The organism is Rhodococcus sp. USK13 (assembly GCF_018343855.1).
GTDB lineage: Bacteria > Actinomycetota > Actinomycetes > Mycobacteriales > Mycobacteriaceae > Rhodococcus_F > Rhodococcus_F oxybenzonivorans.
Genome location: NZ_CP069241.1, coordinates 1 through 18743, shown reverse-complemented (window position 1 = coordinate 18743; position 18743 = coordinate 1). Strand labels below are relative to the sequence as shown.

The 18743-nt window shown below is 60.7% G+C and carries 10 protein-coding genes and 1 pseudogene; 6 read left to right on the top strand and 5 right to left on the bottom strand.

Annotated features, from left to right (window positions below):
* Nucleotides 1–42: 42 nt before the first annotated feature.
* Nucleotides 43–432 (bottom strand): hypothetical protein, encoded by a 390-nt coding sequence (locus JQT59_RS00045; RefSeq protein WP_213570952.1) that lies wholly within the window; start codon nucleotides 430–432, stop codon nucleotides 43–45.
* Nucleotides 433–1471: 1039 nt separating this feature from the next.
* Between JQT59_RS00045 and JQT59_RS00035 the strand changes: the two genes are divergently transcribed.
* Both JQT59_RS00035 and JQT59_RS00030 read left to right on the top strand, forming a co-directional pair.
* Nucleotides 1472–2284, top strand: coding sequence for an RES domain-containing protein (locus JQT59_RS00035; RefSeq protein WP_249353552.1), 813 nt, complete (start codon nucleotides 1472–1474; stop codon nucleotides 2282–2284).
* A 54-nt stretch (nucleotides 2285–2338) separates the two neighbouring features.
* Nucleotides 2339–4432, top strand: coding sequence for a KAP family P-loop NTPase fold protein (locus tag JQT59_RS00030; protein ID WP_213570948.1), 2094 nt, complete (start codon nucleotides 2339–2341; stop codon nucleotides 4430–4432).
* A 361-nt stretch (nucleotides 4433–4793) separates the two neighbouring features.
* On the opposite strand, the gene JQT59_RS00025 is transcribed toward JQT59_RS00030, so the two are convergent.
* On the bottom strand, nucleotides 4794–6959 hold the full coding sequence (locus JQT59_RS00025; protein ID WP_249353633.1) for a pentapeptide repeat-containing protein: 2166 nt from the start codon (nucleotides 6957–6959) through the stop codon (nucleotides 4794–4796).
* Between the two features lie 486 nt (nucleotides 6960–7445).
* Here JQT59_RS00025 and istA point away from each other — a divergent pair, with 486 nt between their 5' ends.
* From istA to istB, 4 genes and pseudogenes are all read left to right on the top strand, one after another.
* Nucleotides 7446–8465: an IS21 family transposase gene (istA, locus tag JQT59_RS38145; protein ID WP_502939679.1), complete on the top strand. Its 1020-nt coding sequence runs from the start codon at nucleotides 7446–7448 to the stop codon at nucleotides 8463–8465.
* Nucleotides 8359–8583: pseudogene (locus JQT59_RS38140) on the top strand (Mu transposase domain-containing protein); the annotation flags it as partial. The gene istA and the pseudogene JQT59_RS38140, both read left to right, overlap by 107 nt.
* A 217-nt stretch (nucleotides 8584–8800) precedes the next feature.
* Nucleotides 8801–9184, top strand: a complete 384-nt coding sequence (locus JQT59_RS38135; RefSeq protein WP_502939677.1) for a transposase — start codon at nucleotides 8801–8803, stop codon at nucleotides 9182–9184.
* A gap of 28 nt (nucleotides 9185–9212) precedes the next feature.
* A complete protein-coding gene (gene istB / locus JQT59_RS00015; RefSeq protein WP_249353551.1) occupies nucleotides 9213–9995 on the top strand; it encodes an IS21-like element helper ATPase IstB in 783 nt (260 codons plus the stop codon).
* A gap of 71 nt (nucleotides 9996–10066) precedes the next feature.
* On the opposite strand, the gene JQT59_RS38130 is transcribed toward istB, so the two are convergent.
* The 3 genes from JQT59_RS38130 to JQT59_RS00005 form a co-directional block, all read right to left on the bottom strand.
* On the bottom strand, nucleotides 10067–10387 hold the full coding sequence (locus JQT59_RS38130) for an integrase core domain-containing protein (RefSeq protein ID WP_502939675.1): 321 nt from the start codon (nucleotides 10385–10387) through the stop codon (nucleotides 10067–10069).
* Nucleotides 10371–10889 carry a transposase gene (locus JQT59_RS38125; protein WP_502939673.1) on the bottom strand — a complete coding sequence of 173 codons (519 nt, stop codon included), beginning with the start codon at nucleotides 10887–10889 and terminating at the stop codon, nucleotides 10371–10373. Before JQT59_RS38125 ends, JQT59_RS38130 begins: the two co-directional genes overlap by 17 nt.
* An 85-nt stretch (nucleotides 10890–10974) precedes the next feature.
* Nucleotides 10975–17124 carry a P-loop NTPase family protein gene (locus tag JQT59_RS00005; protein ID WP_213570944.1) on the bottom strand — a complete coding sequence of 2050 codons (6150 nt, stop codon included), beginning with the start codon at nucleotides 17122–17124 and terminating at the stop codon, nucleotides 10975–10977.
* Nucleotides 17125–18743: the final 1619 nt, after the last annotated feature.

The following is an 18743-nucleotide window of genomic DNA, read 5'->3' as shown; positions in this document are numbered from 1 at the left end:
GCCTGGTCGACTCGAAGGGGAAGGCCGGGGTTGCTTCCGGGGCTACGCGGGTGCGTGCTGGGTGGTGCGGCTGGAGTAGATATCGACGAGAATATTGATGCGGCGCTGCAGGTACCTGGTATGGGAGCCGAACCAGAACGGCGCCCACAGCCACGTGACGACCGGCGACACCCGCGTCGAGGATCCGACCTGGGTGTGAGCCTGGTTGAGGCGCTTGGCAGTCCGGGACAGGCCGATGAGCCCGTAGATCGGGATCAGCTGGGACCACCACCGAGTCCAGGCTTCCCGGCTGACGCCTGCGGTGGCGGCCAATTCCCCGCCGATGCGGTCGTACCATACCAGGTAGTAGATACCGAAGGTGATGACGGTCAGCCACCACAACCCCCATGGCCCTTGCTTCCGGATCATCGACGTCGGTTGAACGGTCGTCACAATTGCCCCCTTGTAGTGGACCCCTCCGAAGTCATCTGCGGCAGAGCAGCTTTAATCTGGTTCTGCGCGTCAGCGACTGGGAGTCTCCATGTCGGATCAAACCAGACAACTCGATGCAGCGGTATAGATCGAATGAATGTATCTGCGTGTACCTCGAACTGAGTCTGACGATGCCTTTCTCGGAGATGCGTCAGCTGCCTACGGCCACTGCCGGCGCGGATGGTGGCGCGCCCGAGCCTCATGATCGAGCAACTTGAGAGTCCGACAAGGCTCCGGGACCTGATGTCGGGGCGCCCGCGGCCCACGCGACCTAGGGCCATCAGTGGAGGAACAAGTCAGGAATCCCCTGAACTGCACTTATTCATTACCGGCGGAAGATCCAAGCGCTATAAGTGGTCAATTTGGCGATAATTATGATTACACTAGGCGTATGACACAACGAGAACGATCGACGGCAGACCATGCGCACTGACTTCTAGTCCGACAATGCCAACTGTCTTGACAAGAGCCTCAGGTTTGGCTGAGGACCCTTGTCGGTCCATCTCGAAGAGGTTCACACATGCCTACTGATCTGTTGACACGTACAAGCGAAGACACCACCAGGCTCGAAACCCACGAAGTTGCCAAGTACCTACTTGACCACTTCGGTCGCACCTTTACTGCCTTCGTGGCCGGTTCCCGGAGTCGGGCACTACCCGCGCGTTGGGCGTTGGCTCCAGGGGAGCCAAATCACGTCACCCCGGCTGTGGACAAGGTGCGCCGATTGCGCGCTGCCCACACTCTCGCTACGGCTATCGACCAGAAAGAAAACGACCAAGTGGCCAGAGCATGGTTGATCGCAGCCAACCCGCGACTTGGCGGTGCGTCCCCCGCGGAGCTGATACGCGAAGATGAGATGCAGCGCGTATTTGCAGCGGCGAAAGCGTTCCTCGAAGGAAGCTACAACGCTTAAACGGACTCTGCCAAGCGGAGACTGGCGGACGGTGCTGTCTCGCCCCGCCCTATACTGTTGATCTTGGTATAGGGCGGCGGGAGACCGGTGACACAGACAGCAACAACCAGTGCGGGCAGTGGAGAGAAGCGCATCTGTTCGCGCACCGGTCTACAGATCGTTCCCAGTGTCGGCCAAACGGTCTACCGTATCGGCGAGACCGAGTGGGGCCCGATGAACCCGCTGAAGCGTCCCCGGAGCGATGATCGGGGATCGTGGTCGCGCTGGGATGTCCCCGGGCACCGCACCCTCTACGCTGCCAGCGAGGAGACCGCAGCGTTTTCCGAGGTCATCAGTTACATCAGGCCGGGCTTGCCCGCCACGCCGATGGACGAGCTGTTCGATGACGTCGGTGATGACGACGCCGAGACCCTAGATGCCCAGATCGCCGCAGAACTCCCTCGGCACGGCTCGATGCTGATCCCGTCAATCTCAAAAGGGTGGCGACAGGCTCGGTCTATCTATACCCTGAGTCTTCCCTGGCAGGGTTGGTTCGTGGACGTGACGGCGGCGCAGAGTATCTCGACCATCCAAGCGGAACTGCGTGACACCCTGGGGAAGCTCGGCGTCAGCGAACTCACCTTGGGCGTGATCACCGGAAACCTCGACAAGATGATCACCACCACGATCGCTGAGTGGATCCGTTCTGTTGTTCTCGACGACGGATCACTTCCGCACGGGATCGTGTATCGATCGAAATGGGGAGCCGATTGGCCCGCCTGGGCGATCTGGCTCCGCAGAGTCGACGACGGACTGGACCCCGCATCCGAACAGCTGACGTCCATCAGCCAAGATGACATCGGTGTTCATACCAAGACCCTGGTGGACGCGGCCAGGCTCCGCAACATGCGGATCTACTGACGCGAGGATGGGCGGCGACCGCCGACTGTTCCTGAACTTGTGATGAGGTAACGGATGCCAAGTAATCAGTCGGCGGGGATTTTCACCGACACACCGATCACAGACATCACCCTGGACCGGCTCGATCGAAAAGCGTTCGCCGCCCAGGTTGCACGTCGTATCGAAACGGCGGGGAGCGGCCCGAGTGTGACCTTCGGGTTGACCGGTGCGTGGGGCAGCGGAAAGTCGTCCGTCCTACGCATGATCGAGCAGCAGATGCCGCAGGCGTGGTCGGTTCGGTACTTCACGCCGTGGGCCGCCTCCGACCCGGCGACGCTCATGGCCGAGTTTTATGCCGTGATCGGCTCCGCTCTTCCCAAAAAGACACTCGCGAAGGTCTCGAAGATGTTCGAATCGATGGCCCCAGTCGCTGCTGGCGCCGTCGCGGGCGTGCCCATGGCCGGCCACGGCTTGAAAGCGCTCATCGAAAGGGGCGCAAAGGCCCTCGATAAACCTTTTCGCGAGCAGTTCGAGTCCGCGTCGAAGATCTTCGCCGACTCCGGCCTCCAGGTCCTGGTAATCGTCGACGACATCGACCGACTCCACCCCGACGAACTGAACGCCGTTCTGAAGACCGTGCGACTACTGGGAAACTTCCCCGGCATCCACTACCTGCTGGCATACGACCAAGAAACCGTGTGCGAGGTCCTCGCAAAAACTCCGATCGCGGCGAACAACGACCGTGCACTACAGTTCCTCGAAAAGATCGTGCAATACCCGTTCGACCTCCCGCCCTTGCAGCATGGCCACCGTCTTCGCGACCTCACCGAGGCACTACAGGCTCTCGAGATTGATCGTGACCTCGGCGCGATCCTGACCGGGCGCAGCCAATTCGGAACGTCCCCCGCGAACAACCTTCTCGAACTTGTTCCCGAGGTCGACCTGGCCACCATACGTGCGATCCACCGCCTCGTTGCCCAGTTCGACACGACACTGATGGTGATCGGCCCGGAGGACATCAATGCCGAGGATCTGCTTCTGCTGACGTTCCTTCGATTGCGCTACCCCACGCTCTACCGTCAGATCGCACGGATGAAGATAGACCTGACTGACACCCGCACGCGATCGGGAAACCAGCACGTCGACTGGTCGCCGATTTTGATAGACGCGGTGCCACAAAGTACCGACCAACGGCGCGAGCGCTTGAAACTTCTGCTCGGATATCTGTTCCCCGCGACAGCATCACGAGGACTGATTGGTCGTTCCATCGGCCGAGGCCCCGGCAGAAAACGGGTTTCCGAACCCGCGTACTTCGATCGGTATTTCGTGTTCGGAATCCCGATCGGCGATATCAGCGACGCCCAAGTCCTGCAGGGCTTGTCCGAGATGGCTAGCACGGGACAACTCGACCCCGCATCAGCATTGGGCGCGGCACTTGCCGGCGAGAACACCGCTAACTTCACCGCAGACAAGGCAATCAGCTTGCTACCGGACAGAGTCTCGGAGTTCAACACCGCGAACGCGATGTCCGCAGCATTCGCAATCGGGCGCCTGATTGAAGACCCACAATCGGCCTCGTGGTGGTCCGCACGCATTCGCCTCGCGGATTGGCTCGTCCGAGCCGCCCTCACCCAGGCTCCATCCGACGACGAGGCCCGCCGGGTAATTGATCGTGTCGAGGCAGAATGGACGCTGCCTCAGGCTGTGCGAGCTCTCGCAAGAATCGATCGAACAACGCTGTCCGGACCGGAGCGTACTGCGGTCGAGCACCTGGAAGCGAAGTCTCTCGCTGCGGCGATCGCCGACTTCGATGTCCAGGAGACAGCCGTGGCGGGTTCGGTGCTCTTTCACCTCGGCTTTCTCACTGAGGACAGCCAGAGGAAACTCCGTGAACGCGTCGATGACATCCTCCAGGGTGGCCGTCCACTCGATGATGTCGCCGCCAGGTTCGTGGGCATCAACATCGGCATCACCCCATATGCCGGTAGGCGGACACTCGGGGACTTCTACAGGGACCAGTTCGAGCAGGTTGTGCCCCGGCAATCCTGGGTACCGCACTATCAACCAGTTCCCGCCGGCACCCCGATCCAGATCGATGACGTCTCCTTTGCGAACCGTCGACGCCGCGCCAGACAGGAACTTGCGCTGATGAGCACATCTCAGCCGTGATCGTCGCTGGTTTGCGCTTCACAGGCGCTCGGGTGGGGTGGCTTCATCGCCGTCTCCGCGGCGGATTGATGGGGGAGGCTTGAGCGGAACAGCTCTGGGGTCCGGTTTTCTATCAGCCCAATTGGAAACCCAGGTCGCTGCCATCCCGATCTGCCCCGCACGTATCCGACATCGTGACCACTGTAATCTTGACCCACCCGATTCAGTCCGTTCGCTAGCTATCCGCACGCCGCGGTCCGTCCAGCCTTCTTCTGCATCAGGTGGTCCTAGAGCCAGGTGAAATGCAGTTGGATGAAGTATCCGCCCATCCAAACTCGCACCCGGCTCCGACACGGAGACGGTGTCAACAAGTTCTTCTCGACTATCTCCTTGTTCTTCCTCGAACAGCTAGTACAGCAAGTGCTAGGAGTACAGGGGACGCCAGCCGAATGATGTAATCGAGAACCGTGCCCGGACCTGTTGTACGCAAAGCGGATGTACCCACTGGGCGTAGCAACGATACACCTTCCTGTGCTACGAAACGGAATGCCTGAGCCAAGCTCGCAGTCTGTCTCCCAGTGCTTTCAGCGACGAAAAGGAACTGGCCATTAGTCATGTCGACAGCTATTGCGCGCTCAGGCAATGGGACAATCGTCGCGAAGGTCGGCAGGGTAAATAGTATGGCAGATACTAGCAAAAGAATAAATAGACAAATAATTGCCCGGGATGCGCGCAGACCGTATCCGGATATCGCCCAGTACATCGAAAGCAAGGAGCGTTCGATTAAAGATTGTTTTCCTAATATCGACGACTGCCCATCCTTACTCTTCCGGCCGCGACTGGCGATTCGGCGCATCTCCATCTCTCCGTAGTAGAAATCAGCTGCTCCCGGTGCGTTCTTTGCATCCTCGAAACCTTTTCTTAATTCCCGGTAGATGGAGGCTACGCGAATTCCATCCGGAATTTTCGTGTCGTCTGCGGGCGTTGGTCCCCAGCCTCGACTATGTGCACGACGCCAAAGCAACTCCTCGGCGATGATGTTTCGCTCCGACCGGCGAAAGATTCGGCTGTATTTTTCGCGGTCTGGAACCCGTTGGAAGATGCAACCGTAACCGATTCTCAGTTTATCCAACCCGTGGGCGCCTGAGAACGTGCACTGGGTCATGTCCACATCAGATATCGATAATCCCGAGACATCTGAACGTTCTAATGAAAGTATCTTTGTGTTTTTCGGAGATGCAATTTCTTGATCGAAATTCGATGCGCGCGTGTGGATGCGGTAATGGGCACTTTGGCGGATGGACTTCACTTCGTCGGATAATTTCGGATCGATTGGAATTGCATCGGGGATAGTAAATTTCAGCTCGGATACCCCTTCGACGATGCTGCTCTGCGAAAAGTCGGCGTCCGACATATCGACGCGCAAGGCGCGGATTTTCGCGTGTACGCCACCGCGGGCTATCAGCCTGACGCAGGACACCTGCTCCGCGAGCAATGTTATATCGGTTCGAGACGTGATTGACACCTGATCCAAGTTAATGCTGTCGCCTGCAAGCCCGTCGATCTCGGAACTAAGTTCGGAACCTCGAAGGTTCCAATCCTTTGCGTATGCTTCCTGGAATGAAACTGCTCCTGTAAAAACTGCTCTCCTGAAGATCGCCTCGTCAGAGAAGACCGAATAGTTGAATCGCGCGTCGCTAAGAAACCGCGCGTCTTTGAACCACGCCTTATGAATGAATCGGCTCTTATTGAATCCGGCTGTTCCCGTGAAAGTTGCAGACGAAAACCCGGCACCGTTCGCAAATAGCGTTTCGTTGAATCGACAATCTTTTTTGAAAATGGATTCGAAAAAACTGGCTGACGAAGCGAAGGTTACATTCTTGAATCGCGAGGTACCTTCGAATGTTGAGTTTTTGAAGTTGGCGGTCCCCAGAAATGAAGCATCATTGAAGTCCGATATGGTTTTGAATCTCGCGTCGTTAAATATGCTCGACTCATTTAGAAGGCTCCGACTGAAATCGGCTTTTCCTCCAAACTCGACATTGTTAAAATCGGCGAGTGCAAAGAATTTGGCACGCGTGAAATCTGCGGCTGCATTAAAAACTGCGTTATCAAACACGGCCGAATTAGCAAAAGTGCAACCTTTAAACTGTGCATTGAGGACGAAAGTGGCGTTGCTGAATATACTTGTTCCGCTAAACTCGGTACGATTGAACACTGCGGCTCCAGTGAACTTCGATTTGCCAAATAGTGCACGCTCGACGCGGCAATCTGTTAATTGGGTGGAAACTATTTGGGCCCCTTCTAGTCGCAATTCTCCGACGATGGCGGCTCCTTTTAGGGATACTCGCTGAACCTTAATTCCTGGATATGTATCTGAAAGTAGTAGGGAAAGCAGCGCAGCGCGGATCGGCCGGCGGGTCCCGTCCGCTGTTGCCGGAGTGCTATCGAGGTGCACATCGCTGGCGAGGTTGCAAAACTGTCCTGACTGGGCTGCTTCGATTACTTGAGCCTCCGCTTCGGTGAGATCGGACGGAGGAGTCGTCATCGTGTGCACAGGGCAATTATGCAGGTTCGTTCTTCTGATTCCGCGGTCTGGTCCGTGGCCGGCAAACACGTGAGACGCGGGTCGCCAGATGGCGAAACCTGTGATATAGAAGCTGGTTTCGGGTCATGACTTCCTGGGTTGACGCTCGCCGAACTGCGCGACGACGCTCGTTCGGGCTCGTATGACCTGCGACGTAACCGGTCGTGTCTCTCGAAGTGGGAGCCGATGCTGCGCGGGGAGCCCATTCCGTCCACGGTCGTGTGGCAGTGGCAGGGTCCCCGATAGTCGGTCCGGTACTTTCTAGAGCCGGTTCCTACGTGCTGTCGCCTGCCATGAGCATGGGACCGTTTTGACCTGATTCTTGCCACCTTCATGGGACCACTCGGATTGCCAGTTATGGGACCACCCGGCGCGTCGCGCCGAAGTCCCGTCGGATCGCTCGTTTGATCGTCGTGTCGGTATCCCCGGTCACGAAGGCGGACGGGCATGGCGTTTCGGGAGGTCAACGTGAACGAAGTCAAGGAGGTGCTCCGCGTCTGGCTCGGGGTGCCTGGGTCCCGGCCACCGGGGTTGCGCACGATCGCGGCGCATTGCGGGGTGGACCGCAAGACGGCCCGTCGGTATGTCGAGGCCGCGCAGGCTGCGGGCCTGCAGCGCGACGACGGTGTCGAGGCCCTCGACGACGGGCTGATCGGGACGGTGATCGAGGCGGTGCGCCCGACCCGCCCGAACGGACACGGGCCCGCCTGGGACAGGCTGCTGGGGTTCGAGGACCAGATCCGGGCGTGGGTGGCCGGCGACGGGAACCATCCGCCGCTGACGATCACCAAGATCGATACGCTGTTGGCCCGTCAGGGCTGTGTGGTCCCGTATCGGACGTTGCACCGATTCGCCACCGAGCGGTGCGGTTTCGGCCGGAAGGACACCACCGTCCGCATCGTCGACGGCGATCCCGGCAGCGAATGCCAGATCGACTTCGGCTACCTCGGCTACCTGACCGATGCGGAGACCGGGCGGCGACGCAAGGTCCATGCACTGGTCTTCACCGCGGTGTACTCGCGGCATATGTTCGTGTGGGTGAGGTACTCGCAGACCCTGGTCGCGGTGATCGCCGGCTGTGAGGCGGCGTGGACCTTCTTCGGCGGTGTGTTCAAGGTGCTGATCCCCGACAACCTGAGGCCGGTAGTGGCGGACGCGGACGCGATCAACCCGCGGTTGTCGCAGGGTTGGCTGGACTACGCCCAGCACGCCGGGTTCGTGACCGACCCGGCGCGGATCCGGTCGCCGAAAGACAAACCCCGGGTCGAGAGGGCGACGCAATATGTGCGCGGAAACTACTGGGCTGGTGAACACTTCGCAGATCTAACGGAGGCGCAACATCGGGCCGAGGCATGGTGCCGTGACACCGCGGGGATGCGGATGCACGGCATCACCGCTGCCCGCCCACTCGAGGTGTTCGACGAGGACGAAGCGCCGATGCTGCTGCCCGTCCCAACCGACTTATGACGTGCCGATCTTCAAACAAGTCAAGGTGCACCGCGACTTTCATGCCGAGGTCGCCAAGGCGTTGTATTCGATCCCGGGACAATGGATCGGCAGTACGCTCGAGGCCCGGGCGGACAGTGCGCTGGTGAAGTTCTATCTGCGCGGAACCCTGGTGAAGGTGCACCCCCGCCAGCCCGCTGGCGGGCGGAGCACCGACCCGGAGGATCTGCCCACCGAGAAGGTCGGATACGCGATGGAAGGACCTGGACCGACTGATCGGCACCTGCACCGGGCACGGCCCCGCCGTCGGTATCTACGCGCAACGGCTGCTCGACGACCGGTTGCCCTGGACGCGGATGCGGGCGGTCTACCGGCTGCTCGGGCTGGTCCGCCGCTACGGGCCTGGCCCGGTCGAGACGGCGTGTTCGACGGCGTTGGATCTGGATGTGGTGTCGGTGAGCAAGATCGCCTCGATGCTCGAACGGGCCACCGAGAACACGACGCCGCTGCTCCCGGCCGCCGGATCGGCGGCACCGTCCAGGTTCACCCGCGATCCCGCCGAGTTCGCCACCGACAGGACCGTCACGCCCACCACCGGGGCCCGCGTTGCCACTGCGGGGATCGACCCTGCCACCGAGCGGACCACCCCTGCCACTACAGGGACCGGGGTTGCGGCCGAGCGGCCCGGGTATCTGACGGTGATCGTCGGCGGCGCTGGCGACACGGAGGAGACGCGATGACCACCCACCCGCACCGGCGGCCGGGCCGGTGGACCCGGTCGGCGCCGACCTGATCGCGATCCTCAAAACCCTCAAACTCGGCGCCCTCAAGGACACCCTGCCCGAGCGCCTCGCCCTGGCCCGCCAGCACCGACTCAGCCACGTCGCGTTCCTGGAACTGCTCTTCGCGGACGAGGTATCCCGGAGGGAATCACGCTCGGCAACTTTGCGTTCGGCGAAGGCCGTCCTGGAGCAGTCGATGCGAATCGACACCTGGAACGCTCTCGACGACCTGCGTTACGACCGATCCCTGCTGTCGGATCTGGTCTCGCTGCGGTTCGCCGAGGCCGGCCACTCGGTTTTGGTTCTGGGACCGGTCGGAGTCGGCAAGACGCACCTGGCGACCGCCCTCGGACACGTCGCGATCCGGTGCCGAATGACGGTGCTCTGCGCCCGAGCCGACAAACTGTTCGCCCGGCTGCGCGCCGCCAGGCTGGATAACACGGTCGAAGCGGAGATGCGGCGCATCGCCACCGTCGATTTGCTCATCCTCGACGATTTCGCACTTCGCCCGCTCGACGCCACCGAGACCAATGACTTCTACGAACTGGTCGTCGAGCGGCATCGCCGCAAGGCGACGATCGTCAGCTCGAATAGGGAACCGTCGGAATGGCTGTCGATGACCACCGACGCCCTGCTCGCGCAGTCGGCGATCGACCGGCTCACTTACTCGGCGCACACCCTCGTCATCGAGGGCCCGTCCTATCGGCAACGCACCCGTCTGGGGCATGGCGCGGTTGACAGTTCAGAAGGCGAGGTCGATGCTCGATGACATCTTCGGGTGGTCCCATGCTCGTGGCAACGAGGTGGTCCCATCACCCTGGCAAGCGACAGTGCAGTCGATCAGTCGATCTCGCACGCCACCGACTGGTGCCGATGGGTGCATCCGGCAGCGTACTCGGCAGGAGTCTTGTACCCGAGTGCCGAATGCCGGTGCCGATGATTGTGGTCGTCCTTGAAATCCTCGATCACCACGCGAGCCTCGAGCAGCGTAGGCCAGTAGTTGCGGTTCAGGCACTCATCACGCAACCGGTTGTTGAACGACTCGATGAACCCGTTGTTCCACGGCGTACCCGGCGGAATGTAGGACACCCCCACCGAACCAGCGCAGAATGCCCGCAGTGCTTCCGAGATGAACTCGGGCCCATTATCTATGCGCAGCACCAGCGGCGGACCACCCCATATCGCGAATGCCTTCTCCAAGCCCTCGATCAACCGGCCGGCTGTTCTGCTCCCGCAGCTCCTTGAGTTCCTTCGCGGCGTCGGCGTCCATACCCGAGTACTGGTGACGCCAGTTGTACAACGTCGCCGCCGACACCTCGAGTGCGGCGGCGATCTCCTCACCGTTCTTTCCTTCTGCGGCCAACTCGTCGGCCCGGCGCAACTTGCGCACGATGTCCTCCGCCGAGTGACGTTTGCGTCCCGCCATGATCCCTATCGTCCCTTCTCCGCCCTCATCAGGGCAATCAGGACTCTTGAACAACCCGGACCTACTCAAGGGGGCCACGCCATCCCCAGCACAGTTCGCAGTCGAGACCCAGATGAGGTCGACGAGGTCGACGAGGTCGACGAGGTCGACGACATCGTGTGCGCGCTGCCCGACGGATCTCACGTCGGGAACCGAGGCGATGCACGCCCGAGGCGCGCACTTGAAAGGCTTCGGCATGGTCGATCCGCCATCCATCGGTCCGCAGTCGCCGGAGTTTCGGTGGAGGATCCCGCGCTGACCAGGGAGGCCAACGGCTCACCGGTTACGTTGCCGTGTCGACCAATTCAACTCGGTGTGACAATGTCTGTGCGAGACGGTTTTCTCGTCTGCTCTGCGGGAGCGTACGGGTCACCTGCAACTCCCGGCGGAGAAAGGGAAAGTTGGATTTTAGCTCGCTATAGCCTTTCTCGCTGAGTTGCACCTGCCATGTCTCCGTACATGCCGCGCTCATGGGTGGTTGGTGGGTGAGTTGGCCGCGAACAAAAAGGACTGTTCGCGCGCGCCAGTCACCGTCGCTTCCTGTCCAGGTAAACAGAATTTCTGGGCTGGGCGTCCAGCCAATACTGTGGCCCACGGCGGGGTGGAGGGCGAGCCAGGTAGTATGTGGTGCATCGGTCCAGTGTTCGTGGCCACGCAATATCAGTTCTTGATGATTCCAGTCGAGGTCAGGTTGGTGCGGGTATCGAAGTGCATCCGCCAGGGACTCTTCCCAAGCTGAGCTTTCATCTAATAGCTCTGTAGCAGAGGCAGTTCGGTGCGATGCATAGATTCGACGCTCCTCCTCTGGCCTTCCCCACTCGAGGCTGCGCCACTCGCCGCATTCTGCAAGTACATATGTTGTGGTGGAGGAGTATTCGTCCTTGTAGTGCGCGGCAGCCTGTGAGACCTCTGAACACCAGCCACTTGTGTCGTAGTCTCGTGTATTTGCAGGTCGCCAAGGTAGCGGCACCCATGAGGGCAGCGGGAATGGTTCGATGCCCGAGAGCCGTTCGTCCACAAGCCTAAGGTAGTAGGAGGGCAGCTTCGGTAGGACGCCCAGGGCGCCGGCATCATCTAGCTCGGCGATAACGTTACCGAGCGCCCGGCGGCCAGCCATGTAGGCCCACGGTCGATGGCTGTGCTTCTGCTGGCGACCCTTGAGCAGACTTGCGTGCGCGCGGTGCCCACCACGAATCCATCGTTGGTCGCTGGCGGTCGCGATCGTGGCTGCGCGATAGAGAACCGCCGACTCCTCCAACTCGGCGAGCCTAGCGAGCCATCGTAGTGGTTCGTCGAATGGCGCAACCATCTGTTGTGGATCGTTTGGATCCAGGTGGGGGGTTCCCCGGCGGTCCAACTCAGGCGGCCTTCGGTCGGGCAGCGGCGGTAGCGACAACCCATAGCTTCCCGGCAAACTTCGCCGTTTCGGCTCCGGTAGGGCCACATCGTGGATGTGTGCGAGTCGACGAGCGAGGTCGCGACACAGGCCGTCGTCGCCGATAGCTACCTGCTGGACAGCTACGGTGAGCTCAGGGAGCAGACTTGATACCCGGTCAGCGGGTCGGGCGGTGATCATTGCCAGAATTGCAGCTTCGGCGTCCCAACCCCCACGCCGGATTGCTCGGGCAAGGGCCAATTGTCCCACCGCTTCGTCGCGTCCACAGATTAGCTGCAACGCCCGCCGTGCCCCGAAGTCGAGGGTTCGAATGGGATGGCCGAGATAGGATGTAACCCAATTCGCGAACGCCATGAACGGAGCGACTGTTTTCCCGGTGGCCGAGGGTGGCATGCCGGTGTCCGCGGGGGCGGCCACATCGAGATATTCTTCGATATCGGGCCATGCGCGCGCGACGGTGTCGGGACCGGCGACCAAGTCCACGATCCGTCGGATATGGTCAGGAGACATCTGGCCCGACAAGGCGCCGGTGGCAAGTGAGGTCGCGAGATCCGTTCGTGCCACCTGCACCAAGCTGGGATTCCGGTCTCGGAGTGCAGAAGCGAAGAGGGCAAGCCTGGTGCCACCATCGTAGTGCCGGAGCCAACCATAGGCAGGCATGCGGCTAAGCGCATCGGTGAGCGTCTTAACGGCTCCCTCGATTTCACCGGAACGCGCACCTAGAGCTACGAGCTCTCCGAGTGCAATGCCATTAAGACCTAGACGTTTGCCCTCCTCCAACAGAGCGCGCGCCATCCCCACGGGCACCGATGACGGGGCTGTTCGTGTCACGGCTTTGTCCCATCCGCCTTCTGGGCTATCGGCGATAGTTGCAGATTTCCGCAAATGAGTCAGCAGCGCGCCGATTGTCACGACGGGCGGTGAAGTGTCTGTGCTGGGCGTGGACACCCCCTGCGCTGCCTCGTGACCCTGTTCGGCATCCACGGCATCCGTAGTATCTGCACGTTCTTGACTCACAGTCCACAGTCGAGTCGCCTGACTCAGTGCTGCAACGGCTTCTGGATCCTCGTTTTTCCGAGTACTTACTGCCTTCGAAATGCCACTGGTCGGCTCTGGAATGATTGGATAGAGCAACTCTGTTGCAGCGGCTACGCCGATCACAATAGGGATGTCGGGATGCCGGCAGGCGGCCAGTACCACAGCCTGTATCGCGTGCGCTTCGCCGAGCGCTCCGGAGTCGCACAGCCACTCAGCGAGTTCGCACCCCAGCGAAACGTCGCGGGGGAATATGAGCGAGATCAACTCTTCGGCAGCTGCCTCTACCTGGCGGGAACCGCTGGATGCGGCCGACGCGATCCGGCTCGCATACCTACGCACAGTTTCCGAAAACTCAACTGAAGTAAGCTCACCCTGTTCGATTGCTGCGCGGAGCCAGGCGAGCCACTCGACCAATTGATAGTCTTTATCGCTGGAGTCGATTCCAAGCGATGCCAGCACGGCGGACTGCGCTGATCGTCGCGCCAGGTGGGGTTCGCCGGCTGCTGACCAGGTTTGAGATTGTTTCAGCCAGTTGGATACTCGGGAATGGGGATCGTGGGACTGGGTATCGACCATACCGTCGAGTCGATGGAGTCGTTCCAACGCCCATTCGCGAGCCTCGGGACCCGCGTTGATTGCTGCGATGATTACAGCTTGTTGTTGTGTAGGTGTCCAATATTGCGCCCGCTCCGGAATAGTCCAAGCTTCGTCGAACATTTCGAGAAGGCGCATGAACTTTGCGCCAGGGTCGGACGCCGCCGCGAGGCGCACGACGCGACTGAAGAGATCGGGCGCGACATCTTGGACGTTGTACCATCCGGTCCAATCGCGTGTCTGATCCGACGGCACTTCGAGAAGGCGAAGAATGGGGCCCGCGTGTGCCGCGACCGTCGACGTTTCCCCAAGGCCGACCGCCGCCGCGAGCTGTCGCCCTTCTATCTCGGCGAGTGCGCGAATGGCGCGCAGAAGTCGTTCGGTGCCGGGGTCACCTGATGACGACCACTTGCCTGGCGGCATCGGGTCAAGGCCTGCGGGATCGGGCAGTACATGGCGAATGCATGTGAGACTAATCAGCGTGCTGAACGGATCGAGACCGTGCTGCCCGTACAGCGAGGATGGCCATGCTGCTGCGGTGCCCGCTGGCAGCAGTTGAACGACCTCGGGTTCGTCGTGGAAGCCGTTACGAATGAGTAGTTCTACAGCGGCGGCTCGAATGTTTAAAGGTAGCGCATGAGTGGATCGATTCGCGGTCAGATCCTCATCGTCGCCTTCTTCCTCATCCGGTATGATTTTTTCGGCGTCGATAGCGGTAATCTCACGGACCCACCGCATCACCTCCGACGGTACGCGGTCTTGCGAGGCGGTCTTGGCACGCACATAGCGAGCGAGGCCTCGCCAGCTAGCAGACGCTTGGACGTCAATGAGCGAGAGAAGTCGATCCAGAGCTTCGTCATCGCGAATTTCAGTTAGAAGGTTGCAGCATCGCGCATGAGCCCAGTTACGGCAGGCGGCCGTGTCGATGTCTTGCTCGATCTCTTCACGGCGTGTCGAGTCTGTGGAGGCCGGTAATGGCGCTGTGTACGGTTTCGGCGCCGGTAGGTGGTGATCGAGTTCCGCTAGTACGGCTTCCAAACCGGACAGCCGCCAAGTCACTTCTGCCCAATCCGCCACAACATTCGGCGATAGGCTCGTGTTGTTGGCGAGGCCCGCCAGCCCTCCGCAAGTGCGCACGATATGTTGTGCGGCACTCACATCCCCTTCCGCTGCGAATGCAACCGCAAGCTCGATTGCAGGGCCCAACTCGATTCTCAGTCGACCGCCGCGGACGACATGCTCCAAAGCCAGTTGCGGATCGAACGAGAACACCGCTGAGGCGTACTTATCGGTCTCCAACACAAAACTCCGCAGGTGCAGCTCGTTGAGGAACATCAACATGAGCAGGAATGACCGTGAGTCATCGATTAGTGTCGCCGATCGCAATGCGATAAGCGCGTGATCGCGAACGGTGGTCGAAGGGCGGAGCTGAAGGAGCGACTCGCGCAACCTGGCGGGCGTGGCGAGCGTCAGCACACGATCGTGCTGATTCGCAAGAAATCGGTGTGCCATCTCCTCATCGCGATACAGGCTCCAGTCCTCAGAATTTGCGCAGATGTCAGCAAGTCGCTGATGGAATAGAAGGTTTCGTGTCTCATCGACCTCGTCGGCAACCTTCGCAGTCTGATCCTCAAGGAATCGACGGAAGCTGTTGTGAATGAATTGCCAGTTGGTTCCGGAGCGGCGGAAGAAGGTGTATGCCTGTTCAGCGAATGCCGACACCGCGTAGGAGTCGGCCCATGTCAATAGCCAATCCATATTTACCGGGACACGAAGCCGGGCAACCAGGCCGAGGAGGTCCAGTACGTGGTGGTCCGTGCCGATGGCCTGCAGATATCCCTGGTAGCGCGACTCTATGTTGCCGCCGTAGCCCGATGCGTCGGCGAGTAGCCGATCTGCTCGCTCTCGTCGGCCGGGGAGGTCCGGTTCACTCGATTCCAGCGCGGTGAGTTCTTGGAGGATGTATGTGAGGGCGAGCGGGTGACCCTCGCTTGCCTCGGCTACCTTCGCCACCTGTCCTGGGTAGAGCCAGCTGTCAAGCCCTGCGATGACAACTACACGTTCCACCTCGTCGTTGGACAGTGGCGGTAGCGGTACCGTTCGGCCGTCCTGGTCCAATGCCGTCCGCACTACAGCCGGCAGGATCGACGTGGTCTGGGTGCCGAGAACGACGAACACCCCATCGGGAAGCGCAGTTGGTGCGGGTAGTTCCTCGAGGAGTGAACGGCTTGGTCGCTGTTCCCGCGGAATGTGGTCGAGCCCGTCGATCACTATCACTGTTCGCTCTTCGTGATCTTTCCAACGCAGTCCGGCAGCATCGATCTGTCGAAGAAGTACAGACCGTTGGCTTGGTAGGTCGTTCCCAACTCCTTGTCGAGGCAGGCCACTTTCTTCCAGCGCGAGCGATACGTCGTGCAGATAGCTCTCCGCCTCCCCACGGCTGCTGAGCGGATCGGGCGCGTCCGGCACGAATGCGTAGTAGCGAGCCACGTGCCCGTGCAGTCGTAGGCTCGTCAATAGGGTGGATTTGCCGGACCCTGCAGGCCCCAGCAGGGCTATGTAGCCTCTCGTCAGCTGGCCGAGCGCGGTCTCTAAGCCAGCTCTCGCAGCCTCGTTCGTCGTGTAGACAGCTGGTATCGGGAACTGGTGAGGGTGACGGTACCGGAGCCGCTCGGACCACTCCAGGCGATCCATTAGCTGGTCCCGAGTCAAATGGACTTGTCTGGCGTCATCACGAACGATGTTCTGAAGCGTCTGCGCCAGGTGCTGGACCTCACGGTCCGTCGGGTCTTGGTCCGGACGCACCAATGGGTCAGCGAGCTGAAGCCCGAATACCATCTCGAAGTCGCCTACGAAACTGGCGAACTCGTCGGCAGTCAAACCTGTCAGCTCACGCATCCTCGTCCACACGGGAGCCCATTGGACTACTTCGGGCAGTTGGGCAAGATTGCTCCACAGTGTTGTTCCGCCCCGGACCTTCGCCTGAACCGGTTCGAACGACCGCACTACAAATGCTGCCATGCTTCGCGGACCGGGGGCTGATGCGAGCGCTATGGGTGTCTTTCCCGTCGATGGGCTGTTCGAAGCGTGATTGTTGGTACACAGATACACCGTGAGCGGATCGGACGACAAAGGCCTCAAGCGTTGCCATGCATCGGCCAGCTTCGCAAGTAGACCCGGTTTGCCGCCTTCTCCGCTCGTGAGGTCGCTCCAAGTGAATGATCCAGCGGATTGAGACCATTTGACTTGCAGCGCGTGGCGCCTAGGACCGGACTTGAATTGGAAGTCATCAGCTACGCCAGCTTCGGGATCTGCCACCCGGATCCATTCGAGGGTGGAGAGCTTGGCAAGTACTACCCGCGCAGCAAGCTCGAACTGCCCACCGAACCCGACAACGGCGTTCACTTCGCCTCTACTTGGCTCCACCACACCTCCTGGAAAGGTTGAGAGAACGATTATGCCTGGTCTTTTTGCAGGAAAGTGTCGATGTCGGCCTGATCGCCGCCGGTTGCCGGTCACCGGTCCGCCGGGGCCTGGGGTGAGAGGGCGCGGGGTGTGACATTGCGGTTGCCGACCACCCCCGTGTTCTCCGGATGCTGCCGCGACCTTGGCGCTGACGAAGTATTACGGTCGCTCGCATCTGGGCGATGATGCCTACGTGGGTGCGCACTTCGACTCCTGGTCGAGTACCGGGGAGCGGGCGGGGAGGCGGACCGGTTCCCCGCGGATCCAATCGGAGTGACCTTCCTGTCGGTGCAGGTCCCGACGAGGGCGATGCGGGCATTCCTCGACACCGGGACGGTGCTGCTGAGCGCCCTTCTGACGGCGGTGCGCCCGGATCGGAACGGGGTTGGTCGACCATCCCGGTGGCCTGCCTGGGGCTGGAAACGGCCCTGCTGGCGTTGCCGGGTGTCGGCCGAGCGAAGGCGGCGAAGTTGATCGCCCGCAGACCGCCTCGGGGGCTGTTTCCGATGTGGGAGTCGGTGGTCAGCGAAGGTCTTAGGCATCGTCCGTGCACGTCTGAGTCCGGTGCGGGAGGCATTGCGTGCCGGTGACGGCGCGTTGGGTCGCCGGTTGGTATCGATCCGGAGGAGGTGTCCTGGCTTTTGGGGTGTTCGGTGTTGAGAGCGTCGGTAACGCGGTGGGTGGCGCCGGGGGTGGGTTGCTGGGTCAGTTTGCGTCTGAGGTGCTCGCGCATGTCGCTGATGGGCGGGGGTGCGAGGTTGGTGAGGATGTGGGTGCCGGTGGAGGTGGGGTCGTCGACGAGGCGAGGAGGAGGTGGGCGGTGCCGACGGAGTTCTGGTGGTGTGCGTGGGCAGCGCCGGCGGCGAGGATGACGACTTGGCGGGCTTGATCGGTGAATTTCTCGAACACACGCACTTCCTCCCCGGGCGTCGCTGTACGACGCGAACCGCTGCTGACTTCCCTGTTGTTCATTCTGGGGATCCTGTGCGGTGGGTAGGTGGTTATGAGCGGATCGACGCGTAATGGTGTTGTGACCTGGGTTGGTGACATGTCCCCGGTTTGTGATGTGGGGGTGCCGGGGTGAGGGGCGGGGCGCACGGGTGTCTGTTTCACCGTTTGGTGCCGTTTTTAAAGTTGTTGGTATGCAATATGTTTAGATAAAAGGTTGTCAGATAAGGTCTTACGTGAGTTATGCACAAATACCAGGTTGTGATATTCGTAATATGGTGTAGAGCAACAGGTTTAGAAGATTGTCTAGTTTATAAAGGTTTGAGATGTTTGAGTGTTGGGTGGTATGCTGTGGGGTATGATCAAGCGGCGCGGGGAGGCGTAGTGGGTGTCGAAGCCAGGCACGCCAACCGGCCTCCCCGGCTTCGTTGGGGTGCGGGGACTGGTTAGAACGTTCCGATCAAATGCGGTGGTTTGCACCTAATTTCGGAAACTCAGAGGAGCGAAGCGACTCGATCGACGGCAACGGAAATTGACTGACTGCGAGCCGCGCAGCGGCTCCCTGGCGGGGAGCGAAGCGACTCGCTCCGTCTCCCGGTGCGGAGCACCAG

Excerpts from the sequence above, each read along its gene's own strand:
- istA (WP_502939679.1), top strand. The coding sequence starts at position 7,446 with ATGGCGTTTCGGGAGGTCAACGTGAACGAAGTCAAGGAGGTGCTCCGC.
- JQT59_RS38125 (WP_502939673.1), bottom strand. The coding sequence starts at position 10,889 with ATGCCGAAGCCTTTCAAGTGCGCGCCTCGGGCGTGCATCGCCTCGGTT.
- JQT59_RS38135 (WP_502939677.1), top strand. The coding sequence starts at position 8,801 with ATGCGGGCGGTCTACCGGCTGCTCGGGCTGGTCCGCCGCTACGGGCCT.
- JQT59_RS00030 (WP_213570948.1), top strand. The coding sequence starts at position 2,339 with ATGCCAAGTAATCAGTCGGCGGGGATTTTCACCGACACACCGATCACA.
- JQT59_RS00025 (WP_249353633.1), bottom strand. The coding sequence starts at position 6,959 with ATGACGACTCCTCCGTCCGATCTCACCGAAGCGGAGGCTCAAGTAATC.